Origin of the sequence: Pseudomonas sp. IT-196MI5 (assembly GCF_949767415.1) — a bacterium.
In the GTDB taxonomy this organism is placed as follows: domain Bacteria; phylum Pseudomonadota; class Gammaproteobacteria; order Pseudomonadales; family Pseudomonadaceae; genus Aquipseudomonas.
In genome coordinates this window covers 1-20,377 of sequence record NZ_CATKPZ010000031.1, presented here as the reverse complement: position 1 = coordinate 20,377, position 20,377 = coordinate 1, and the positions used below count along the sequence as shown (strand labels likewise).

Here is a 20,377-nt window from a genome sequence, read left to right as displayed (position 1 = left end):
CCTCGACCGTGCGCTGGTCGGCATTCTCGATTTGTTCGGCGTCTGGTGGCTGATCAAGCGCACGCGGCTGAACACCATTGCCCAGGAGATTGAAGGATGAATCTCTCCCGCGAAGCCTTGTGGCTGATCGTCGGTTTTGCCGGTCAGATCGCCTTTACCGGGCGGTTTGTCCTGCAATGGCTGTACAGCGAGTACAAGAAACGCAGCGTGATCCCCGTGAGCTTCTGGTACCTGAGCATCGTCGGCAGCACCTTGCTGCTTGCCTATGCCATTTACCGCGAGGACCCGGTGTTCATCGCCGGCCAGGCCTTTGGCTCCATCGTCTATTTTCGCAACTTGCAGTTGATCGCCAAAAGTAAAAGCCTGAAGGAGTAGGTTATGCGCGGATCGTTATCGACCCGAAATATTACGTTGCTCGTTGCCATTGCGCTGGCGTTGCTGTTTTTCTGGGGGCTGGGCAGCGTGCCGTTCCTCAGTGTCAACGAGGCCCGCCGCGCCGTCACCGTGCGCGAAATGCGCGAGGCAGGCAGCTGGCTGCTGCCTTACATGAACGGCGACTTGTACTTGTCCAAGCCGCCGTTTTTCTATTGGGCCGGCCTGGTTTCGACGGCGGTGCTGGGCAGCTTGTCCGAGTGGAGCGTGCGCCTGCCTTCGGCACTGGCCGCCGCCTTGTGCTGTGTGGGCACCTATCTGTACGGCGTTCGGCAGGCGGGGCGGCAGGTCGGTCTGTTCGCCGTGGTGTTCCTGGCCGCGAACGGTGCCTTCAGCCTGTTTGCACGGCGCTCGGAAATCGAGATGCTGTTGACCCTGCTGTGCTTCGGCGCACTGCTGGCGGCCTGGCAGTTCATCTTCCTGCAAGGCCGGGTCTTGTGGAGCCGGCTCAGCTACGTGCTGCTGGGTTGCGCGCTGCTGACCAAAGGCCCCGTCTGCCTGTTGTGGGTGACGGCACCGATGCTGGCTTACGCCTTGATCTACCGCGATGCCCGGGCCAAGGCTTATCTGTGCGACGGTTGGGGCTGGCTGATTGCCGTGGTGCTGGGCAGTTCCTGGTACGTGGCGGTGTCTGTGAATCAGGGCTGGGGCATCTGGGCCTCGATCATCAGCGAAGACATCGTGAAGAAGATCGACGGGCAGGGCGCCGAGGCCTGGTATGCGTATCTGTTGTACCTGGCCGGAGACTTCTTCCCGTTCTGGCTGATCGCATTCGTGCAGCCGCGCAAGTTCTGGGCAATGATCCGCTCGCGCCGCGAGGCGGGCATGTTGCTGATTTGCAGTCTGCTGCCGCTGCTGGTTTTTTCCTTGTTTACTGAAAAACACGGCAAATACCTGTTGCCGGTTTATCCGTCCATGGCGTTGCTGCTGGCGATGCACTGGTCGGCGCTGCTCGAGGACCTGAAGGGGCGCTGGCGCACGGTCCTGGCCGTTGTGCCCTACATGATGCTGGCCGGGTTCGTGGTGTTCTACATGTTCGTCGAGGCGCGGGTGCTGTCGCACCGGGTTGGCGGTCTTGAGCAGGTGGCCACGCTGGCCAATGGGCAGCCGGGTCAGAAGGCTTATACCCTCGGTGAACCGGATATCCGCCTGGTCTACTACATGGGCCGGCCGGTGGCGCCGCTGACAGTGGCGCAGTTGCAGTCCGAGTCCCGTCCGGCGGGGTTGCTGTTTGTGCAAGAACCCCTCGCACCGGAACTGCAGAACCTGGCGTCATGCCAGGTCGGTGAAATCAACCCGTACCTCAAACCGCACCGTTCAGCGCTGCTGGTGCGCATGGGCGGAGACTGCCGCTGATCGGCCTCCCGGTTGAACTGCCACCGCAGCGCATCGCCCGTTCGGACTAGGCAGGGCTAACGATTCTGCCGCGTCCGGGCGGCGCCAAACTTCATGCTCAAAGGGGTGTTGCGCCACGCGCGCCCCGCCAAACGAGCAGAAGGCGCCGCGATGGAGTTTGCATTCAGCGACGAACAGGAAATGATCCGCGCATCGGCCGAGGGTTTCCTCGCCGATGTCTCGGATTCTGCCGCCGTGCGCGCGGCAATGGTCAGTGAACGGGGTTTTGACGAAGCCCTCTGGCAGCGTCTGTGCCAGGAAATGTACTGGCCAGCGATTCACATCCCCGAAACCTATGGCGGCCTCGGCCTCGGCTTTGTCGAGCTGGCAATCCTGCTGGAACAGATGGGCCGGCGCTTGCTGTGCTCGCCGTTTTTCGCCACCGCCTGCATGGCCACGCCTGCGCTGTTGCTGGCCGCCGATGATGAACAGAAGCAGCGCTGGTTGCCGTCGATCGCCGACGGCAGCGTGACCGCGACCCTGGCCTTCAGCAGTGCCAACGGCTGGTCTGCCGATGAAGTTCAAGCCACGGTGGTGAGCGAAGGCGAAGGGTTTGTACTCAACGGCACCCTCAAGCATGTGCTCGACGGCCACAGCGCGGACCTGCTGATCATTGCTGCACGGCAATCCGGATCGACCGGCGCCGCGGGCATCAGTCTGTTTGCCGTAAACGCCGTACGGGCAGGCATCGAGCGGCAAATGCTGTCGACCATGGACCAGACCCGGCGTCAGGCGCGGATTCAGCTCAAGGACCTGTACCTGGAAGCCGACGCGCTGCTGGGTGAGTTCGGTCATGGCTGGATGCACCTGGAGAAGGTTCTGCAACTGGCCTGCATCGGCCTGGCCGCCGAGCAAACCGGTGGCGCACAGCAAGTGCTCGACCTCAGCGTGGCCTACATGCAGGAGCGCCAACAGTTCGGTCGCCCCATCGCCAGTTTCCAGGCCCTCAAACATCGCGCCGCCGACATGATGCTGCAAGTCGAATGCGCGCGTTCGGCCAGTTACTACGCCGCGTGCGTGGCCCAGGAAGTCCTCGATCCCCAGGGTGATCCGCAGGTCGCGGCCGAACTGCCGTTGGCGGCGGCGCTGGCCAAGGCGCAGTGCTCGGAAACCTATTTCCATTGCGCGTGCGAATCGATCCAGTTGCATGGCGGTGTCGGTTTCACCTGGGAATACGACCCGCACCTCTACTTCAAGCGCGCCCGCGCCAGCGAGAGTTTCCTCGGGCTACCGGCCTGGCATCGCGAGCGGATTGCCGCGGTCATTCTTGGAGAGCAGCCATGAAAATCAGTTTCAGCGAACAGGACGAACACTTCCGTCGGGAAGTGGCCGACTGGATGCGCGCCAACCTCTGCGGCGAATTCGAAGCTCTGCGTTTTCGCGGCGGTCCGGGCGATGAGCACATGTTTCCCGAAGAGCGCAAAGCCTGGGAGCGCAAACTCGCCGAAGGTGGCTGGACCTGCGTCGGCTGGGCGCCGGAGCACGGTGGGCGCGGCCTGTCGATCACCCAGCAGGTGATCTTCAACGAAGAGTACGCCCGCGCTGGCGGCCCCGGCCGCATGGGCCATATCGGAGAAGGCCTGGCCGGGCCGACCATTGCCGCGTTCGGCACGGTCGAACAGCAACAGCGCTTTTTGCCGGGGATCGTCAGCGGCACGTCGTTCTGGTGCCAGGGGTATTCAGAGCCGGGGGCCGGTTCCGACCTGGCCAACGTCAAGACCCGCGCCGCGCTGGATGAAGCCACCGGCAGCTGGATCATCAATGGCCAGAAAGTCTGGACGTCTCTGGCCCACGAGTCGGATTGGTGTTTTGTCATCGCCCGCACCGAACCGGGCAGTGTCGGCCATCGCGGTCTGTCATTCCTGCTGGTGCCGATGGCCCAGACGGAAATCACCGTACGGCCCATCGAACAACTGACCGGCACCTCGGAATTCAATGAAGTGTTCTTCGACGATGCCCGCACCGATGCCAGCAACATCATCGGAGCTCCGGGTGAAGGCTGGAAGATCGCCATGGCGCTGCTGGGTTTCGAGCGGGGCGTCTCGACCCTTGGCCAGCAGATGCAGTTCCAGAACGAACTCAACGAAATCATCGCCATCGCCAAGGCCAATGGCGCCGACCGCGACCCGATCCTGCGCCAGCGTCTGGCCGAAGCCTGGAGCGGGTTGCGGATCATGCGCTACAACTCGCTGCGCATGCTCTCGGGTAGCCAGGACGGTTCGCTGCGCAAGGAGGCGACCATCTACAAGCTGTTCTGGTCGACCTGGCACGCCAGCCTCGGCAAGTTGGCGATGGACGTCCTCGGCGCCGAGGCGGAATTGCTCGAAGCCGCGCCTTACCAACTGACCCGTTTGCAGTCGCTGTACCTGTTCAGCCGCGCCGATACCCTCTACGGCGGCAGCAACGAAATCCAGCGCAACATCATCGCCGAGCGTGCCTTGGGCATGCCCAAAGAGCCGCGTCCGCGCGCCTGAAAGGAGAGAGTTCATGTCTGTACCTCAATATGTTGAAGGTCGCGGCCTGCTGCGCGGCAAGTCGGTGCTGATCACCGCGGCGGCAGGCGCCGGGATCGGTTTTTCCGCCGCCGTGCGCGCTGCCGAAGAAGGCTGCCGTGCGTTGATGATCAGCGATATCCATGAAGGCCGGTTGGCCGAGGCGGTGCTGAAGATCCGCGAAATCACCGGGTTGCAACAGGTCTTCGGCCAGGTCTGCAACGTCGCCGACGAAGGCCAGGTGCAGCAGTTGATCGCCTGCGCCGAACGTGACCTGCAAGGCGTCGATGTGCTGATCAACAACGCAGGCCTCGGCGGCTCGCGGTTGCTGGTGGACATGGCTGATGAAGAGTGGAATCGGGTCATCGATGTGACGCTCACCGGCACCATGCGCATGACCCGCGCCATGCTGCCGAAAATGATGGAACGGCGTGCCGGGGTGATCGTCAACAACGCCTCGGTGCTGGGCTGGCGCGCGCAGAAAGAACAGGCGCACTACGCCGCCGCCAAGGCCGGGGTCATGGCGCTGACCCGCTGCGCAGCGGTCGAGGCGGCCGACTACGGCATCCGCATCAACGCGGTCAGCCCGAGCATTGCCCTGCACGATTTCCTGCGCAAATCCGCGCCCCAGGCAGTGCTCGATCAACTGGCCGCCAACGAAGCGTTCGGCCGCGCCGCCGAAGTCTGGGAAGTGGCTAACGTGATGATGTTCCTGGCCAGTGACTACAGCTCCTACATGACCGGCGAAGTGTTGTCGGTGTCCAGCCAGAGGGCGTGACCATGCCACGTATTTTCGAGACACCCATGGCCTTGTTTGACGCCGTGGGTGAATCACTCGGCGTCAGCGACTGGCTGCTGCTGGAGCAGAATCGGATCAATCTGTTTGCCGACGCCACCGGCGATCACCAGTGGATTCACGTCGATCCGGTCAAGGCCGCCAGCGGCCCGTTTGGCGTCTGCATTGCCCATGGCTACCTGAGCCTGTCGCTGGTCAATCTGTTTCTGCCGCAGATCGTCGAGGTCCGTGGCCTGGCCATGGGCGTCAATTACGGCTGCGAGCGGGTGCGCTTCCCCGCGGTGGTGCGCGTCGGTTCGCGGGTTCGCGGCAGCGCGCAACTGACCGCGGTTGAGGAAGTGAAGGGCGGCGTGCAGGCGACCATTCGCGTCAGCGTCGAAATCGACGGCGAGGAGCGTCCCGGCTGCGTGGTCGACACCATCAGCCGTTACTACCCCGCCTAAGTCTGTCAGCAGAATTTTCGAGGAATTGAGCATGAAAGAAGCCGTCATCGTTTCGACCGCCCGTACTCCGATCGGCAAGGCTTTTCGCGGAGCCTTCAACGACACCGAAGCCCCGCAACTGGGCGGCCATGTGGTGCGCGAAGCTGTGCGCCGTGCAGGCATCGAGCCGGGTGAAGTGGACGACGTGATCATCGGCGCCGCGGCGCAGCAGGGCACCCAGTCGTACAATCTGGGGCGCTTGTGCGCGATTGCCGGTGGCCTGCCGACTTCCGTCGCCGGGATGGCCGTCGAGCGCCAGTGCTCGTCGGGCCTGATGAGCATCGCCATGGCCGCCAAGGGCATCATGTGCGACGAAATCGACATCGCCGTGGCCGGTGGCCTGGAGTCGATTTCCCTGGTGCAGAACAAACACAAGAACCTCTATCGTAATCAGTCGGGTTCGGTGATCGAACTGGACCCGCACGCCTATATCCCGATGATCGAAACCGCCGAGATCGTCTCCGCGCGCTACGGCATCTCCCGCGACGAGCAGGACGAATACAGTTACCAGAGTCAGCTGCGTACCGCACAGGCCCAGAGTGTCGGGCGCTTCGACCGCGAACTGGCGCCGCTGACCAGCCGCCAGATGATCGTCGACAAGGCCTCGGGCGAAACCCGCCATGAGTCCGTTACCTTGCTGCGCGACGAGTGCAACCGCATCGACACCAGCCTCCAGAGCCTGAAAGCGCTGGAGCCGGTATGGCCGGGCGGCCAATGGAGCGACAAGGGGCGTTTCATCACCGCCGGCAATGCCTCGCAGCTGTCCGACGGTGCGTCGGCCTCGGTGTTGATGAGCGCGAAAATGGCCGAGAAACGTGGCCTGGAACCGCTGGGGATCTATCGCGGCATGGCGGTCGCCGGTTGCAACTCCGACGAGATGGGCATTGGCCCGGTGTACGCCATTCCCAAGCTGCTCAAGCGCCACGGCCTGACCATGGACCACATCGGCCTCTGGGAGTTGAACGAAGCGTTCGCCTGTCAGGTGCTGTACTGTCGCGACACCCTGGGCATTGCGGCCGAGCGCCTGAACGTTAACGGCGGGGCGATTTCCATTGGTCATCCGTTCGGCATGTCCGGGGCGCGGATGGTCGGCCACGCGTTGATCGAAGGCCAGCGTCGCGGCTTGCGTTATGTGGTGGTGAGCATGTGCATCGGTGGCGGCATGGGCGCTGCCGCCCTGTTCGAGGTGGTCTGAATGATCAGTGCTCAACATATCCAGGCGACCATGGCGCGTTATGTGGAGCTGGTGGATGCCGGCGACATCGACGGCATCCTCGCGCTCTACGCCAAAGACGCCACCATTGAAGACCCGGTCGGCCAGGCGCCGTTGCAGGGCATCGACGCCATCGCGCGCTTTTACCGTGAAGGACTGGGGGCGATGAAAGTCTCTGCGACCCGGACCGGACCTGTGCGCGCGACACTCAACGGTTGCGGCGCCATGCCGTTCCGGGTCGACATGGAGTGGGGCGGGCAACCGTGCTCGCTGCATGTGATCGACGTGATGGAGTTCGACGCCGACGGCAAGATCCGCTCGATGAAAGCCTTCTGGAGTGAGGCCAATGTGACGGCGCGAGGTGCAGCATGAACCTGGAGCAGCGGATCGCCCGCCTGGAAGCGCTGGAGGACATCCGCCAGCTCAAACATCGCTACCTCAACGCCTGCGACCTCAAGCAGGTCGAGGTGATTGCCGACTGCTTTGCCGAAGGTGAAGTGCTGATTGATTACGGTCCGTTGGGGATCTTTCGTGAGCGCGACAGTTTTGTCGCGCTGTACCGCGAACTGGCCTGTCATGAGCGGGTGATCGACCTGCACCACGGCGCCAACCCGGAAATCGAGGTGCTGAACGAGGATCAGGCTCAGGGCCGTTGGGCCCTGTGGTATTTCAACCTCGATGGCGAGAGTGGGGCGACGCGGCAGTTGGGTGGTTTCTATCAGGACCGTTACCAGCGTATCGCTGGACAATGGAAAATCGTTGCCACCCGTTTTACCGCTCACTCGGAAGTGGCGCGTTCCTGAAGGCCGCTCACTCCTGAGGTGGCCCCTGTGGGAGCGAGCCTGCTCGCGATGGCGGCGTGTCAGGCGATATGGATGTTGAATGTGCCGGCCCCATCGCGAGCAAGCTCGCTCCCACAGGGAGATCGGGTTGTACGCTAATGCCAGGCTCACCACAAAAACTGTGGGAGCGAGCTTGCTCGCGATGGCGGCATGTCAGGCAACATTGATGTTGGATGTGCTGACAGCCATATCCGGATTCTGCGTCCGGCCGGTTTCGTAGTAGGCCTTGAGGTTCTCGGCAATCTGCCGCACGACCTTGTTGAAGGCTTTGGCCAGCAACCTTTCAAACAGCCTGCCACCGCGCAGGCTGTAACGCATTTGCAAGGTGATGCGTGTCACATTCCCCTCCGGTTGCAAGGCATAACTGAAACTCGCCTCGCGAAACGGAAAGGGCGAGTCATTGTCGCCCTTGTGCAACCGCAGCACGAAACGGGTGCCTTCCTGCCACTGCACCACGCTTTCATCCAGGTACTGACCGCCCTTGCGCAACACCCGGCGACTGGCGCCGACACCTTGCGTTGCACCGGGATGAAACTGGCAACCGGTCAGGCCCGGCACATAGTGCGGGGCGAGGCTCAGGTCGCGCAGTTTGGCCCACGCGGCTTGTGGTGGGAGATCGAGCAAAACACTGTGGCTGGCCATTGCGGGCATGTCGCAATTCCTCTTGTTATTTGACTGCTTGAAAGATCGCAGCCTCGTTTCACTCGACAGCTCCTACAGAGATTGAGGTTCAACCGTAGGAGGCGCCGAAGGCTGCGATCTCTTCAGGATTGGGCCGCGTCGAGAAACGCCGGGCGTTCACCTGCGCCATGCACCGCGATGTCCGCGCCGCTGACGTAACGGGCCAATGTCGAGGCCAGGTACAGACAGGTATCGCCAATGTCCTCCGGGGTTGCCAGGCGTTGCAGCGGAATGGTCGCCGCCACCCGGGCAATGCCCGCGTCGTCACCATAATGCATGGCCGCCTGCTCGGTGAGGATCAGCCCGGCGGTCACGGCGTTGACCCGCACCTTCGGCGCCCATTCCACTGCCAGCGAGGTGGTCAGGTTCAGCAGACCGGCCTTGGCCGCGCCATAAGCGGCGGTGCCGGGAGAAGGGCGGGTGGCGCTGACGCTGCAGATGTTGATGATCGCACCGCCGCCGGCCTGCACTTGCATCACCTGATTGGCTTGCTGGCACAGGTTCAGTGGGGCAATCAGATTCAGGCGGATGATCGCTTCGCTGAAACGCGGCGAGGCCGTAGCGGCATCGGCGTTTGGCGAACCGCCGGCATTGTTGACCAGCACGTCGAGGCGGCCGAAGCGCTCGACGATTTGTGTGACCAAGCGCCCGGACTGCTCGACATCGCGCAGGTCGCAGGGCATGAACAGCGCCTCGCACCCGGCGCTGGACGGCAGGGTTGGCGGTGCTTCACGACCGCAAATCACCACCTCGGCGCCGCAGTCGAGGAAGCGCTGAGTGATACCGCGACCCACGCCTTTGCCACCGCCGGTGACCAGTACCACTTTGCCGCGAAAGTCCATCGGATCAAGCATGGGAATTCTCTTTCTGTCGCTCGGGAATGTCGTCGATGCTAGGTCGACCGTCTTTGCAGGCCAACGTCCGATAAGACTAGAGACTGTGGGAGCGAGCCTGCTCGCGATGGACGTCAACGATAACGCGTAAAACCTGATGCCCCGCGCTGTCCTGGCCGACTTCGCGAGCAAGCTCGCTCCTACAGGTGGGGGGCGTAGTCTTGTCGGACGATGTTGCGCACCCGCCCCCTCGGAATAATCCGGCTACAACAACAGGCCGGGAGGACACCTTATGGGCGCTTCAGCGCAAGGGCACTTCGTTACGCTGCCGGATGGTTTGCAGCTGCGCTATGTGGATATAAGCGGGAAAGATGGCGGCAACGGCGACCCCGTGATTTTCATTCACGGCAGCGGGCCGGGCGCCAGCGGTCACAGCAACTTCAAGCAGAACTACCCGGTGTTTGCCGAGGCAGGTTACCGGGTGATCGTTCCCGACCTGCCGGGCTACGGCGCTTCGGACAAACCCGACACCCTCTACACCCTGGACTTCTTTGTCGCAGCGCTAAGCGGTTTGCTCGACGCCCTCGACATCCAGCGTTGCGTGCTGGTCGGCAACTCCCTGGGCGGCGCGATCGCGATCAAACTGGCCCTCGACCAACCGCAGCGTGTCAGCCGTCTGGTGCTGATGGCGCCCGGTGGCCTGATGGAAAAGGAACAGTATTACCTGCAAATGGAAGGCATCCAGAAAATGGGTGCGGCTTTCGCCAAAGGTGAGCTGAACGATGCGGCGGGCATGCGTCGTTTGCTGGCGTTGCAACTGTTCGACGAGACCCTGATCAGCGACGAAACGGTCAACGAGCGCGTGGCGGTGGTGCAACAGCAACCGGTGTGCGTGCTGTCGACCATGCAGGTGCCGAATATGACCGCGCGCCTTTGCGAGTTGCAGTGCCCGATCCTCGGTTTCTGGGGCATGAACGACAAGTTCTGCCCATCCTCCGGTGCCCAGACCATGCTTGAGCACTGCACCAACATCCGCTTCGTGATGCTCAGCGAGTGTGGGCATTGGGTCCAGGTCGAGCACCGTGACTTTTTCAACCGCCAGTGCCTGGCGTTTTTGCAGGAGGCCCGTGGATGAGCGTGCAATTGCGCCGTGAGTTCGGCGAAGAGCTTTATCAGGCACTGCTCAGCGGCTCCACACTGGCACCGCTGACCGAGCGTTGGCCGTCGATCAGCATCGAAGACGCCTATCACATTTCCCTGTACGCCATTGAGCGCCGGGTAGCGGCCGGTGACCAGATCGTCGGCAAGAAAATCGGCGTCACCTCAGCGGCGGTGCAGCAGATGCTCAACGTGCATCAGCCGGATTTCGGCTTCATCACCCGGCAGATGGCGTTCGATGACGATGCGCGGATTTCCCTGTCCGCCAACAAGCTGATCCAGCCCCGTGCCGAGGGCGAGATCGCCTTCAAGCTCAAGCGCGATCTGGTCGGCCCCGGCATCACCGAAGCCGACGTGCTGGATGCTACCGAATACGTGATGCCGTGCTTTGAGATCGTCGACTCGCGGATTCACGACTGGCGCATCCGCATCCAGGACACGGTCGCTGACAACGCCTCCTGCGGCGTGTTCGTGCTGGGCGACAGCAAAGTCGACCCCCGCGAGCTGGACCTGCCCAACTTGCGCATGCGCGTGTTCAAGAATGGCGAGCCCTTGAGCGAAGGCCTGGGTTCGGCGGTGCAGGGCAACCCTCTGACCGCCGTGGCCTGGCTGGCCAACACCCTGGGCGCCTTCGGCATTCCGTTCAAGGCCGGGGAAATCATCCTGTCCGGCTCCCTGGTGCCGCTGGAACCGGCCCGTGCCGGCGACCGTTTTGAACTGACCATCGATGGCCTGGGCAGTGCCCGGGTGTCTTTCTGCGCCTGACTTTTGGAGTTTGACCCAATGAGCAAAAAACTCAGAGCGGCCATTATCGGCCCGGGCAATATCGGCACCGATCTGCTGATGAAAATGTGCCGATCGCAATGGATCGAGCCGGTGTGGATGGTGGGTGTCGACCCCGAATCCGAAGGCCTGAAACGTGCTCGGGAAATGGGCATCAGGACCACCGCCGGCGGTGTCGACGGCTTGCTGCCGCACGTGCTCGACGATGACATTCGTATCGCCTTCGATGCCACCTCGGCCTATGTGCACGCGGAAAACAGCCGCAAGCTGAACGAGCTGGGGGTGATCATGATCGACCTCACGCCGGCGGCCATCGGCCCGTTCTGCGTGCCGCCGGTCAACCTCAAGGAGCACGCGTCGAGCCTGGCGATGAACGTGAACATGGTCACCTGCGGTGGTCAGGCGACTATCCCGATGGTGGCGGCGGTGTCGCGGGTGCAGCCGGTGAGCTACGGCGAAATCGTCGCGACGGTTTCCTCCGGTTCGGTCGGCCCGGGCACGCGGCAGAACATCGACGAGTTCACCCGCACCACCGCCGGTGCGGTGGAGAAGATCGGCGGCGCCCGACGCGGTAAGGCGATCATCGTGATCAACCCGGCCGAGCCGCCGCTGATGATGCGCGACACCATTCACTGCCTGACCGATGACGAGCCGAACCAGGACGCGATCCGCACCTCGGTGTTGGAGATGGTCCGCGAAGTGCAGCGCTATGTGCCCGGCTACAAGCTGATCAACGGGCCGGTGTTCGACGGGCGCAAGGTGTCGATTTTCATCGAGGTCGAAGGCCTTGGCGATTTCCTGCCCAAGTCAGCCGGCAACCTCGACATCATGACCGCCGCCGGTTTGCGCACGGCCGAGATGTTCGCCGAAGAAGCCCACAAGGGCACCCTGCAATTGCCTGCCCGTTGAGTGGAGAATCGCTATGAATTTGCAAGGTAAGCGCGTGCGGCTGCACGACATGAGTCTGCGCGACGGCATGCACGCCAAACAGCATCAAATCAGTATCGAACAAATGGTCTCGGTGGCCACCGGGCTCGATGCCGCGGGTGTGCCGCTGATCGAAATCACCCACGGCGATGGCCTGGGCGGTGCGTCGCTGAACTACGGTTTCCCTGCCCACAGCGACGAGGAATATTTCGCCGCAGTGATCCCGCAAATGAAACAGGCCAAGGTCTCGGCCCTGTTGTTGCCGGGAATCGGTACCCTCGATCACCTGAAAATGGCCCACGAACACGGTGTCTCGACCATTCGTGTGGCGACCCACTGCACCGAGGCGGACGTGTCCGGCCAGCACATCGGCATGTCGGCGAAGATGGGCCTGGATACCGTCGGCTTCCTGATGATGGCGCACATGGTCAGCCCGGAAAAATTGCTGGAGCAGGCGCGTTTGATGCAAAGCTTCGGCGCCAACTGCATCTACTGCACCGACTCGGCCGGCTACATGCTGCCCGATGAAGTGACGCAGAAGATCGGTGCCTTGCGTGCCGGCCTGAATGCCGGGACCGAAGTCGGTTTCCACGGCCACCACAACATGGGCATGGCCATCGCCAACTCCCTGGCCGCGATCGAGGCCGGTGCTGCGCGGATCGACGGATCGGTTGCAGGTCTTGGCGCGGGGGCGGGCAACACGCCGCTGGAAGTGTTCGTTGCGGTGCTGGAGCGCATGGGCGTCAACAGTGGAATCGATCTGTACAAGATCATGGACGTGGCCGAAGACCTGGTGGTGCCGATGATGGACCAGCCGATCCGCCTCGACCGTGATGCGTTGACGCTGGGTTATGCCGGGGTCTACAGCTCGTTCCTGTTGTTCGCCAAGCGTGCTGAACAGAAGTACGGCATCGCTGCTCGCGAGCTGTTGGTGGAGCTGGGTCGACGCGGAACCGTGGGTGGTCAGGAAGACATGATCGAAGACCTGGCGCTGACCTTGTCGCGGGCACGGGGCGTGTTGCCGACCTGATTGTCGAGGGAGCAAAAAAACCACCGGATTCGGTGGTTTTTTTATGTCTGGTATATCCGCGCTCAGGGCAGCAAGTTGCGCACCAGCGGCGGATAGCAATTGATCGCCGCGCTCGAACAGCTGAAGTAGGCGGTGGTCGGTCGGTAGGCTTCGTTCTTGAACAGTTGGCACAGACTGGTGGAAGCACCCGCACAGAGGATGATGAACAGAGCACAAGTCGTTTTGCGCATGATGAGTCTCGACACGGTTTTATTGTTGTAGAGACAGGTTATGGCGATGGTTTGCCAGTGGCTTCGTCCGAATGGACTACTCGGTAAATTAGAACCTGCGCAAAACCTGTGGGCGCGAGCTTGCTCCGGGCGGCGTTCCGACGATGACGGAGTGTCAGGCGATGTGGATGCTGGATGTGCCGGCCTCATCGCGAGCAGGCTCGCTCCCACAGTGATTTGGGGTGGCCGCAGATTTTGCATACAGCCACCATCCTCTGTAGGAGCTGTCGAGTGCGACGAAGCTGCGATCTTTTGATTTTCAAGAGCAAGGTCAAGAGATCGCAGCCTGCGGCAGCGCCTACAAAAAGTTGTGCATCAGCCACGGCGTGCTATGGCGCCCATGGCCATGAACAACGCAGCGATGGCGCGGGCTTCGTGGAGTTCGCCGCGGGCCACCAGTTCGGGGATCTGTGCCAGGGGCACTCGCAGGCATTCCAGGGGCTCGGGTTCGTCGCCGACCAATTGGCAAGGGCTCAGTTGTTCGGCCAGTACCACCCGGTAGCGGTGGCACAGGTGTCCCGGTGCCAGGGTCAGCTCGCCGAGTTCGGTGAGGCAGGAGGCACGCATGCCGACTTCTTCGCTCAGCTCGCGCTGCGCCGCCTGCAAATAGTCCTCATCGGGCTCGGCGCCACCCTTGGGCAGGCCGAGAATGGTTTTTTCCACGCCGACCGCGTATTCGCGCACCAGCAATACATGCTGCGGATCAGGCATCGCTACCAGCATCACCGAGCGATAACCGGTGCCGCGCAGGCGTTCGTAGACCCGCTGCTGGCCATTGCTGAATTGCAGGTGCAGGGCTTCGATCTGAAAGTGGCCGCTTTGCGCCAGCAGTTCAGTCTTGAGGATGGTTGGGCAGTTGCGCATGGGGCAGTCCCCTGTTTGGGATAAAGACACTGTGCGCTGTACATCGGGGGCCGCCATCGTCCGAGCGGACGAGGGCGGCAATGACGGCTAGCCGAGGGTCGCCACGCTGCGCAGGATCAGGCGCACCAGCATGGTCTGGCGGGTCACGCCGGTCTTGGAGAAGGTCGAGCGCAAGTGTGCCCGCGAGGTGTTGCGGCTGATGCCCAGTTCTTCCGAGGCTTCGTCGAGGGTCAGGCCGTTGGCCAGTAACATGGCAAGCTGGGTTTCCGCCGGGGTGAAGTCGAACAGGGCGCGAACGATCTCCTGCGGCGCAGTGGACTGTTGCTCCGGATCGCTGATGAAAATCACCACGGTCGGGCATTGCTTGCCCTCGCTCCAGTCGGTCAATGGCACCGAGCGCACGATGATCCCCAGGTCTGCCTTACCGGACGGCCGCTGCACGCGCAGGGCTTCGACCACCGACGGGTTACTGCTTTTTTGCGACAGCAGCGACTGCTTGACCAGTCGCCGGAATTCCTGGGTGTCCCGGGTCGTACCGACCTGCAGGCCATCGTTGACCAGTTTGATGCCGTCCTTTTCCTGGATCAGCCGGTCGGCGACCTGGTTGGTCTGCAGCACCTTGCCGGACTCGTCGAGGATGATCGTGCCGACCGCCATCTGGTTCACCGCGCCGGCATACAGGTTGCGCTCGGCTTCGATGCGGTTGAGTTGCATGTGGATCTTGATCGAACGTTCCAGGTGCGCAATGAAATGCGTGAGCATGGCCTTTTCTTCATTGCCGAAAGGCTTGTCGTCACGCCCGCGACTGATGCGAATGCGGCACTGGGCGCCGTCGACGGTGTTGATGTCGGCACCGAGGATGTGGAACACGTCCACCGGTTCGAGGAAATTCTTGTAGAACTCGCAATTCTGCCAGTCGTCGTTGGAGACGAACTCGGCGAGGGTCACCACCTGGCGGTTGGGCAGGTCGACAAACGGATCAAGGCTGAAAAAATGTTTGTTGTACGACGCGGTTGCCTCGGTCGAGGTGCCGGTGGTGTTGACCATCAAGCCGTCCACGTGGGCGCTGGGCGGACGCAGGATGAAAGTCACGTACTTGCTGTTCAGATGCACATTGAGCTGATTGAGAAAAGTAGCCCAGGGAATGTTTTCCAGCGGACCCTGATAGAGGTTGCCGAGCAAATCACTGAACGTATCGAGACTGAGGCTCTGCTGCATGGGGAACAACCGTTTTTATTATTAGCGTTGGCGGTGGCCGAGAATAAGCGCCGGTATCGACTCCTTGCAACGCTCGGGCTCAGGGCCTGACCGGCGGCTGCCGCTCAGGCCCATGGCGGGCGAAAGGTCGCTTTCGTCAGACCCGTTCGCCGGTGCGCACGACAAACTTCTTGTGTTCGGCAACGTCCGCCGACAGCGCCGCGACGTCGGTGTAGAACTGCTCGTACCAACGGCGCAACTGATAGACCGGACCGTCGCCGTCACACAGCAGCGGGTTGTCGACGCGGGTCTTGCTGTGCCAGATGGCCACGTCTTCGTAGAAGGCTGCCTGCGCCTGCGCCACGTAGGCCTTGGCCATCGCCTGGTTCTGTTCTTCGCTGAGCCCCGGGATCTTTTTCACCAGCACGCCGTAGCGCAGGGTGAAGCTGTCCAGGTCGATCGGCACATGGCAGTTGAGCAGGATCGAGTGGATCGGCTGGCCGTTCATGGCACCGTTCATTTCGGTGATCTGATAGGCCGGGCCGAAATAGGTGGCTTCGGTGGTCAACACGCTGTCGCCGGACAGGCGCTCGCTGCGGGCGCGCATGATCTGGGTGGCCAGGTGGCCCTGGAAAATGTTGATGAACTCTTCGACCGGCGCGCCGTGCACGGTGCCGAAGTGCGCCATGTCGGCGATGTTGTCGATCAGTTCGCGGCAGTTGGTACCAATCTGCAATTCGGCGACTTCCCACGCCGCCCATTCGTCGCTGTAGCAGGCGTCGATGCGCGGAATGCGTTGTTCCGGCAGCGGCGGGTTGCCTTCGGGGTCATTCCAGACGAACAGCAGCTGGTTCTCTTCCATGATCGGCCAGCTTTTGATCCTGGCCCGTGGCGGGATGCGCTTGGCATAAGGGATGTCATCGCACACGCCATCGGCGCCCCAGCGCCAGGCGTGGAACGGGCAGCGGATCGAGTTGCCTTCGACGCAACCGGTGCTGAGGTCGGCGCCCATGTGCGGGCAATAGCCATCGAGGATGTGCAGGTCGCCGTCTTCACCCTGGAACGCCACCAGGCGGGTGCCGAACACCTCCAGGCGATGGGCCTTGCCGTCGCGGTATTGCGCGGCCAGGCCCAGGCAATGCCAGCCGCGGGCGTAACGGTCTTCCAGCAGTCTGGCTTCGATGCGGTGCAGGGTACTCATCTTGTTATTCTCCCAAGGGATCACGGGTTTGGCGCATGTAACGGATTCTGCCGGCCCTGTAAAAGCGGGCATCGTCTGAATGGACGATGGCTGCTTCAAGCAGGCCCGCTCTACTGGCGCCATTGGACCCATGGCAGGAGTTGGCGATGAATAATGAACAAGGGCCGGTAGCGGTGATTACCGGGGCCGCCAGTGGTATTGGCCGTGGCCTGGCCGAACACGCGGCGACGCTGGGCATGCGCCTGGTGCTGGCGGATCGGGATGCAGCGGGCCTGCAAGCCCTGTGCGACGAGTTGCAGGCCTGCGGTGTGCAAGCGATTGCCTGCGTCACCGATGTCGGTGATATCAGGCAGGTCGAGCGCTTGCGTGACCAGGCTGTCGAGCACTTTGGCGGGGTCGACTTGCTGTTCAACAACGCAGGAGTGATGCAAACCGGCTTCAGCTGGGAAATCACCGAGGCGCAATGGCAGCGCATACTGAACGTCAACCTCAACGGCGTGATCAACGGTATTCGCAGCTTTGTGCCGCTGCTGCTCAGTCAAGGCCGGGCAGCCCATGTGATCAACACGGCATCCCTTGCCGGGCTGGTCAGCAGTCCGTTGATGGCACCGTACAACGTGACCAAGCAGGCCGTGGTCGCGCTCTCGGAAACCTTGCATTACGAACTCGCCATGCAGGGTGCACCGGTGTCGGTTTCAGTGCTGTGCCCGGGGCCGGTGGCCAGCGAAATCATGGCGTCGAATCAGGTGGCGGGCACTGCCGGATCCGACTTCAGTCAACTGCTCGACAGCACCGTTCGCCAGGGTATGACCCCGGCGGAACTGGCCGCGCAAGTGTTCGACGCCGTCGTGCAAAAGCGTTTCTGGATCCTGCCCCACAAGGGTTTCAAACCGGCCCTTGAACGCCGTCTGCAAAGCATCCTGGGAGAAACCAATCCGCAGTTTCAAATGACTGACGTAGAGGACGATGCCCATGCCGCTCGATAAGCAGATCGCTGGAGTACTCCAGCAGTTTCGCGACATCCCGGAGCCCGATTTCAGTCAGGTCGATGCCGCACAGTACCGACAGTTCTCCGACAGCCTGCTGCCGGCCATCCCCGGCGATCCGATGAGTGAGGTGCGCGACCTGCGGGTGGCCGGCGCGGACGGTGAACTGGATGCACGGCTGTACCGGCCATCGGAAGAGCCCAACCTGCCGTTGCTGGTGTTTTTCCATGGCGGCGGATTCGTCATGGGCAATCTCGATACCCACGACAATCTCTGTCGTTCGCTGGCCCGTCAGACCGAGGCAGTGGTGGTGTCGGTCGCCTACCGATTGGCGCCGGAAAGCAAGTTCCCGGCTGCACCGCTCGATTGTTATGCGGCCACCTGCTGGCTGGTCGAGCACGCGGCTGAACTGCGCGTCGATGGCAGCCGGCTGGCCGTGGCCGGGGACAGTGCCGGGGGCAATCTGGCGCTGGCGGTCAGTCAGTTGGCGACACGACGCCAGGGGCCGAAGATCAGCTATCAGTGCCTGTTTTACCCGGTCACTGATGCAGGTTGCGACTCTCAGTCCTTCGAAGTCTTTGCCGAAAGCTATCTGCTTTCCGCCGGGATGATGCGCTGGTTCTGGCAGCAGTATCTGCAAGACATCGGGCAGGCGGATGATCCTTTAGCCTCGCCACTGCGCGCCGAGAGCCTGGCGGGGTTGCCGCCAACCACCCTGATTACCGCCGAATTCGACCCGTTGCGTGATGAAGGCGAGGCAATGGCCGAGTGCCTGCGCGAGGCCGGTGTGCCTGTGCGGGTACAGCGTTGTGACGGCATGATCCATGGTTTTATCAGCATGGCGCCCTTTGTCGAAGGGGCGGCACATGCCTTGTCCGATGCGGCGGCCGACCTGCGCGGGGCACTCCAGTGAACGGCCTGGCTTTCAACACGGTGCCGCAACTGATCGAGGCCATTGGTGCCGGTCAGATGGTGGTGATCACCGACGACGAACACAACGGCGAAGGCTCGTTGCTGATGGCCGCCGAACAGGCCGACGCTGAAGCCGTCACCTTCATGGCGGTGCAGGCGCGCGGGCTGATTTGCCTGGCTCTGACCGAGCAGCGCTGCCGCGCGTTGGGCCTGGACCTGATGGTGCCCAACTCCCGGGCGCAACATGGCGTGGGTTTTACCCGCTCGATCGAAGCCGCCACCGGGGTGTCCACGGGTATCTCGGCGGCGGACCGGGCGCGATCGATCCAGGTGGCGGTCGACCCGGCCAGCGTTCCGGCGGACCTGGTGCAACCGGGGCATATCTTCCCGGTGCAAGCCTTGCCCGGTGGCGTGATGCAGCGGACCGGTCATGTCGAGGCCGCTTGCGACCTGACGCGACTGGCGGGGCTGCAGCCGGCGGCAACCCTGGTGGGCATTCTCAACGAGGACGGCGAACTGGCCCGTGGTGCCGAGTTGCATGAGTTCGCCCAACGGCATGACTTGCGGATCGGCACTATTGCCGACCTGATTCACTACCGGATCCTGCATGAAGGCACGATCGAACGCGGCGACGAATATCCGTTGCACACCCGCCATGGCGAGTTCCAGGTGACCACCTATCAGGACACCTACCAAGGCTCGTTGCACATGGCGCTGGTCAAAGGCCGGATCGACAGCACGCAACCGGTGCTGGTGCGGGTGCAAAGCATCGAGACGTTGCGTGATGTGCTGGGGTGTGAACGCGAAGTCGGGCCGCAACAGTGGACCCTGGAGCGTTCGCTGGCCAGTATCGCGGCGGCCGGTAGCGGTGTGTTGGTGCTGCTGGCGCAAAAGGAAACCGCCGAGGGCGTGCTCGAACAACTGCGTCAGCGCAACGCAGGCAAGCACCTGACGTCACAGTTTCCGCAACGGACCCTGGGCATCGGTGCGCAGATCCTGCGTGACCAGAATGTACGCAAATTGCGCCTGATGAGTTCGCCGGTACCGTACAAGGCCGTGTCCGGATTCGATCTGGAAGTGACCGAGTTTGTGCCGTTTCAACCCGCAAGCTAAAGCACACATAAAACCTGTGGGAGCGAGCTTGCTCCGGGCGGCGTTCCGACGATAGCGGTTGGTCAGTCGACATTGATGTTGAATGTACCGGCCTCATCGCGAGCAAGCTCGCTCCCACAGTAATTGCGGTTGCTTGCATATTTTACGTACACCCACAAACCCTGTGGGAGCGAGCGAGCGAGCTTGCTCGCGATGGCGGTCTATCAGACACATCCAGTCAAAAGCTGACCCAACGCTCAAGCACCCATCGGTCTAGCCTTTCTCCTGAATTCACTATGGAGAGGGCAAAGGAATGCCGGATTTACCCGCCTCACATCGCCTGCGCACAGGCCGCTATCCTGAACCCAACAGGATTTACCTGCTGACGAGCAACACGCTGGACCGAGAACCGGTTTTCAAGGATTTCGGTTTGGGCAGGCTGGTCGTCAAGCAATTTCAATATGCACAGGAACAATACTGGGCGAACTCTTTAGCCTGGGTCGTCATGCCCGATCATTTTCATTGGTTGATCGAGCTGCAGCAGTGCTCACTTAGTCAGCTGATGCAAAAAACCAAATCATTGAGTACGCGGGCCGTGAACATGTCCTCCGGACGCAAAGGCAGCCTTTGGCAGCAGGGCTATCACGATCGGGCCTTGAGGCGGGATGAGGATCTGGTAAAGCTTGCTCGATATGTCGTCGCCAACCCGTTGCGCGCGGGATTGGTGGAGAAGCTGGGCGATTATCCGCTGTGGGACGCGATATGGGTTTGATCCGTAACCGCGTAGCCACC

General features: G+C 62.2%; 23 protein-coding genes and 1 pseudogene. 18 read left to right on the top strand and 6 right to left on the bottom strand.

All coding sequences use genetic code 11. From position 1 onward, the window contains the following. The 10 genes and pseudogenes from ACM6IK_RS18285 to ACM6IK_RS18240 all read left to right on the top strand — a co-directional run. Nucleotides 1-100: pseudogene (locus ACM6IK_RS18285) on the top strand (dolichol-phosphate mannosyltransferase); the annotation flags it as partial. Then, nucleotides 97-375, top strand: coding sequence for a lipid-A-disaccharide synthase N-terminal domain-containing protein (locus ACM6IK_RS18280; protein ID WP_108219142.1), 279 nt, complete (start codon nt 97-99; stop codon nt 373-375). The pseudogene ACM6IK_RS18285 and the gene ACM6IK_RS18280, both read left to right, overlap by 4 nt. A 3-nt stretch (nt 376-378) precedes the next feature. Next, nucleotides 379-1,788, top strand: coding sequence for an ArnT family glycosyltransferase (locus ACM6IK_RS18275; RefSeq protein ID WP_414875468.1), 1,410 nt, complete (start codon nt 379-381; stop codon nt 1,786-1,788). 150 nt (nt 1,789-1,938) lie between these two features. Continuing rightward, nucleotides 1,939-3,111, top strand: a complete 1,173-nt coding sequence (locus ACM6IK_RS18270; RefSeq protein WP_414875467.1) for an acyl-CoA dehydrogenase family protein — start codon at nt 1,939-1,941, stop codon at nt 3,109-3,111. Then, nucleotides 3,108-4,301 (top strand): acyl-CoA dehydrogenase family protein, encoded by a 1,194-nt coding sequence (locus ACM6IK_RS18265; protein WP_414875466.1) that lies wholly within the window; start codon nt 3,108-3,110, stop codon nt 4,299-4,301. The genes ACM6IK_RS18270 and ACM6IK_RS18265 overlap by 4 nt, the downstream gene beginning before the upstream one ends. Nucleotides 4,302-4,314: 13 nt before the next feature. After that, the gene (locus ACM6IK_RS18260) at nt 4,315-5,097 is read left to right on the top strand and encodes an SDR family oxidoreductase (protein ID WP_414875465.1); all 783 of its coding nucleotides are present in this window, start codon (nt 4,315-4,317) and stop codon (nt 5,095-5,097) included. A gap of 2 nt (nt 5,098-5,099) precedes the next feature. Then, the gene (locus ACM6IK_RS18255) at nt 5,100-5,558 is read left to right on the top strand and encodes a MaoC family dehydratase (RefSeq protein WP_414875464.1); all 459 of its coding nucleotides are present in this window, start codon (nt 5,100-5,102) and stop codon (nt 5,556-5,558) included. Between the two features lie 31 nt (nt 5,559-5,589). Next, entirely contained in the window at nt 5,590-6,792 is a 1,203-nt protein-coding gene (locus tag ACM6IK_RS18250; RefSeq protein WP_414875463.1) for an acetyl-CoA C-acyltransferase, read from the top strand. Further along, nucleotides 6,793-7,182: a steroid Delta-isomerase gene (locus ACM6IK_RS18245; RefSeq protein WP_414875462.1), complete on the top strand. Its 390-nt coding sequence runs from the start codon at nt 6,793-6,795 to the stop codon at nt 7,180-7,182. Continuing rightward, nucleotides 7,179-7,613, top strand: coding sequence for a nuclear transport factor 2 family protein (locus ACM6IK_RS18240; protein WP_150753078.1), 435 nt, complete (start codon nt 7,179-7,181; stop codon nt 7,611-7,613). The genes ACM6IK_RS18245 and ACM6IK_RS18240 overlap by 4 nt, the downstream gene beginning before the upstream one ends. 192 nt (nt 7,614-7,805) lie before the next feature. Here the strand turns inward: ACM6IK_RS18240 and ACM6IK_RS18235 are convergent, their stop codons facing one another. Together ACM6IK_RS18235 and ACM6IK_RS18230 are read right to left on the bottom strand one after the other, a co-directional pair. Next, nucleotides 7,806-8,303 (bottom strand): SRPBCC family protein, encoded by a 498-nt coding sequence (locus ACM6IK_RS18235; protein ID WP_414875461.1) that lies wholly within the window; start codon nt 8,301-8,303, stop codon nt 7,806-7,808. 113 nt (nt 8,304-8,416) lie between these two features. Next, nucleotides 8,417-9,187 carry an SDR family oxidoreductase gene (locus ACM6IK_RS18230; protein ID WP_414875460.1) on the bottom strand — a complete coding sequence of 257 codons (771 nt, stop codon included), beginning with the start codon at nt 9,185-9,187 and terminating at the stop codon, nt 8,417-8,419. A 271-nt stretch (nt 9,188-9,458) separates the two neighbouring features. Here ACM6IK_RS18230 and ACM6IK_RS18225 point away from each other — a divergent pair, with 271 nt between their 5' ends. The 4 genes from ACM6IK_RS18225 to dmpG are packed head-to-tail and all read left to right on the top strand — an operon-like array spanning nt 9,459 to nt 13,064. Further along, the gene (locus tag ACM6IK_RS18225) at nt 9,459-10,301 is read left to right on the top strand and encodes an alpha/beta fold hydrolase (RefSeq protein ID WP_414875459.1); all 843 of its coding nucleotides are present in this window, start codon (nt 9,459-9,461) and stop codon (nt 10,299-10,301) included. Beyond that, a complete protein-coding gene (locus ACM6IK_RS18220) occupies nt 10,298-11,089 on the top strand; it encodes a fumarylacetoacetate hydrolase family protein (protein WP_414875458.1) in 792 nt (263 codons plus the stop codon). The genes ACM6IK_RS18225 and ACM6IK_RS18220 overlap by 4 nt, the downstream gene beginning before the upstream one ends. Before the next feature lie 18 nt (nt 11,090-11,107). Next, entirely contained in the window at nt 11,108-12,016 is a 909-nt protein-coding gene (locus ACM6IK_RS18215) for an acetaldehyde dehydrogenase (acetylating) (RefSeq protein ID WP_414875457.1), read from the top strand. A 13-nt stretch (nt 12,017-12,029) separates the two neighbouring features. Next, on the top strand, nt 12,030-13,064 hold the full coding sequence (dmpG, locus tag ACM6IK_RS18210) for a 4-hydroxy-2-oxovalerate aldolase (RefSeq protein ID WP_414875456.1): 1,035 nt from the start codon (nt 12,030-12,032) through the stop codon (nt 13,062-13,064). Nucleotides 13,065-13,126: 62 nt separating this feature from the next. Here the strand turns inward: dmpG and ACM6IK_RS18205 are convergent, their stop codons facing one another. From ACM6IK_RS18205 to ACM6IK_RS18190, 4 genes are all read right to left on the bottom strand, one after another. Continuing rightward, nucleotides 13,127-13,294: a hypothetical protein gene (locus ACM6IK_RS18205; RefSeq protein WP_414875455.1), complete on the bottom strand. Its 168-nt coding sequence runs from the start codon at nt 13,292-13,294 to the stop codon at nt 13,127-13,129. Nucleotides 13,295-13,648: 354 nt separating this feature from the next. After that, entirely contained in the window at nt 13,649-14,197 is a 549-nt protein-coding gene (gene nudE, locus ACM6IK_RS18200) for an ADP compounds hydrolase NudE (protein WP_414875454.1), read from the bottom strand. An 87-nt stretch (nt 14,198-14,284) separates the two neighbouring features. Then, entirely contained in the window at nt 14,285-15,415 is a 1,131-nt protein-coding gene (locus ACM6IK_RS18195; RefSeq protein WP_414875453.1) for a helix-turn-helix transcriptional regulator, read from the bottom strand. Between the two features lie 136 nt (nt 15,416-15,551). Next, the gene (locus tag ACM6IK_RS18190) at nt 15,552-16,595 is read right to left on the bottom strand and encodes a Rieske 2Fe-2S domain-containing protein (RefSeq protein WP_414875452.1); all 1,044 of its coding nucleotides are present in this window, start codon (nt 16,593-16,595) and stop codon (nt 15,552-15,554) included. A gap of 146 nt (nt 16,596-16,741) precedes the next feature. On the opposite strand from ACM6IK_RS18190, the gene ACM6IK_RS18185 reads away from it, so the two are divergent. The 4 genes from ACM6IK_RS18185 (at nt 16,742) to ACM6IK_RS18170 (ending at nt 20,357) form a co-directional block, all read left to right on the top strand. Beyond that, nucleotides 16,742-17,581, top strand: coding sequence for an SDR family NAD(P)-dependent oxidoreductase (locus ACM6IK_RS18185; RefSeq protein ID WP_414875451.1), 840 nt, complete (start codon nt 16,742-16,744; stop codon nt 17,579-17,581). Continuing rightward, entirely contained in the window at nt 17,568-18,494 is a 927-nt protein-coding gene (locus ACM6IK_RS18180) for an alpha/beta hydrolase (protein WP_414875450.1), read from the top strand. Before ACM6IK_RS18185 ends, ACM6IK_RS18180 begins: the two co-directional genes overlap by 14 nt. Continuing rightward, the gene (locus ACM6IK_RS18175; protein WP_414875449.1) at nt 18,491-19,606 is read left to right on the top strand and encodes a 3,4-dihydroxy-2-butanone-4-phosphate synthase; all 1,116 of its coding nucleotides are present in this window, start codon (nt 18,491-18,493) and stop codon (nt 19,604-19,606) included. Before ACM6IK_RS18180 ends, ACM6IK_RS18175 begins: the two co-directional genes overlap by 4 nt. Before the next feature lie 292 nt (nt 19,607-19,898). Next, the gene (locus tag ACM6IK_RS18170; RefSeq protein WP_414875448.1) at nt 19,899-20,357 is read left to right on the top strand and encodes an REP-associated tyrosine transposase; all 459 of its coding nucleotides are present in this window, start codon (nt 19,899-19,901) and stop codon (nt 20,355-20,357) included. Nucleotides 20,358-20,377 lie beyond the last annotated feature (20 nt).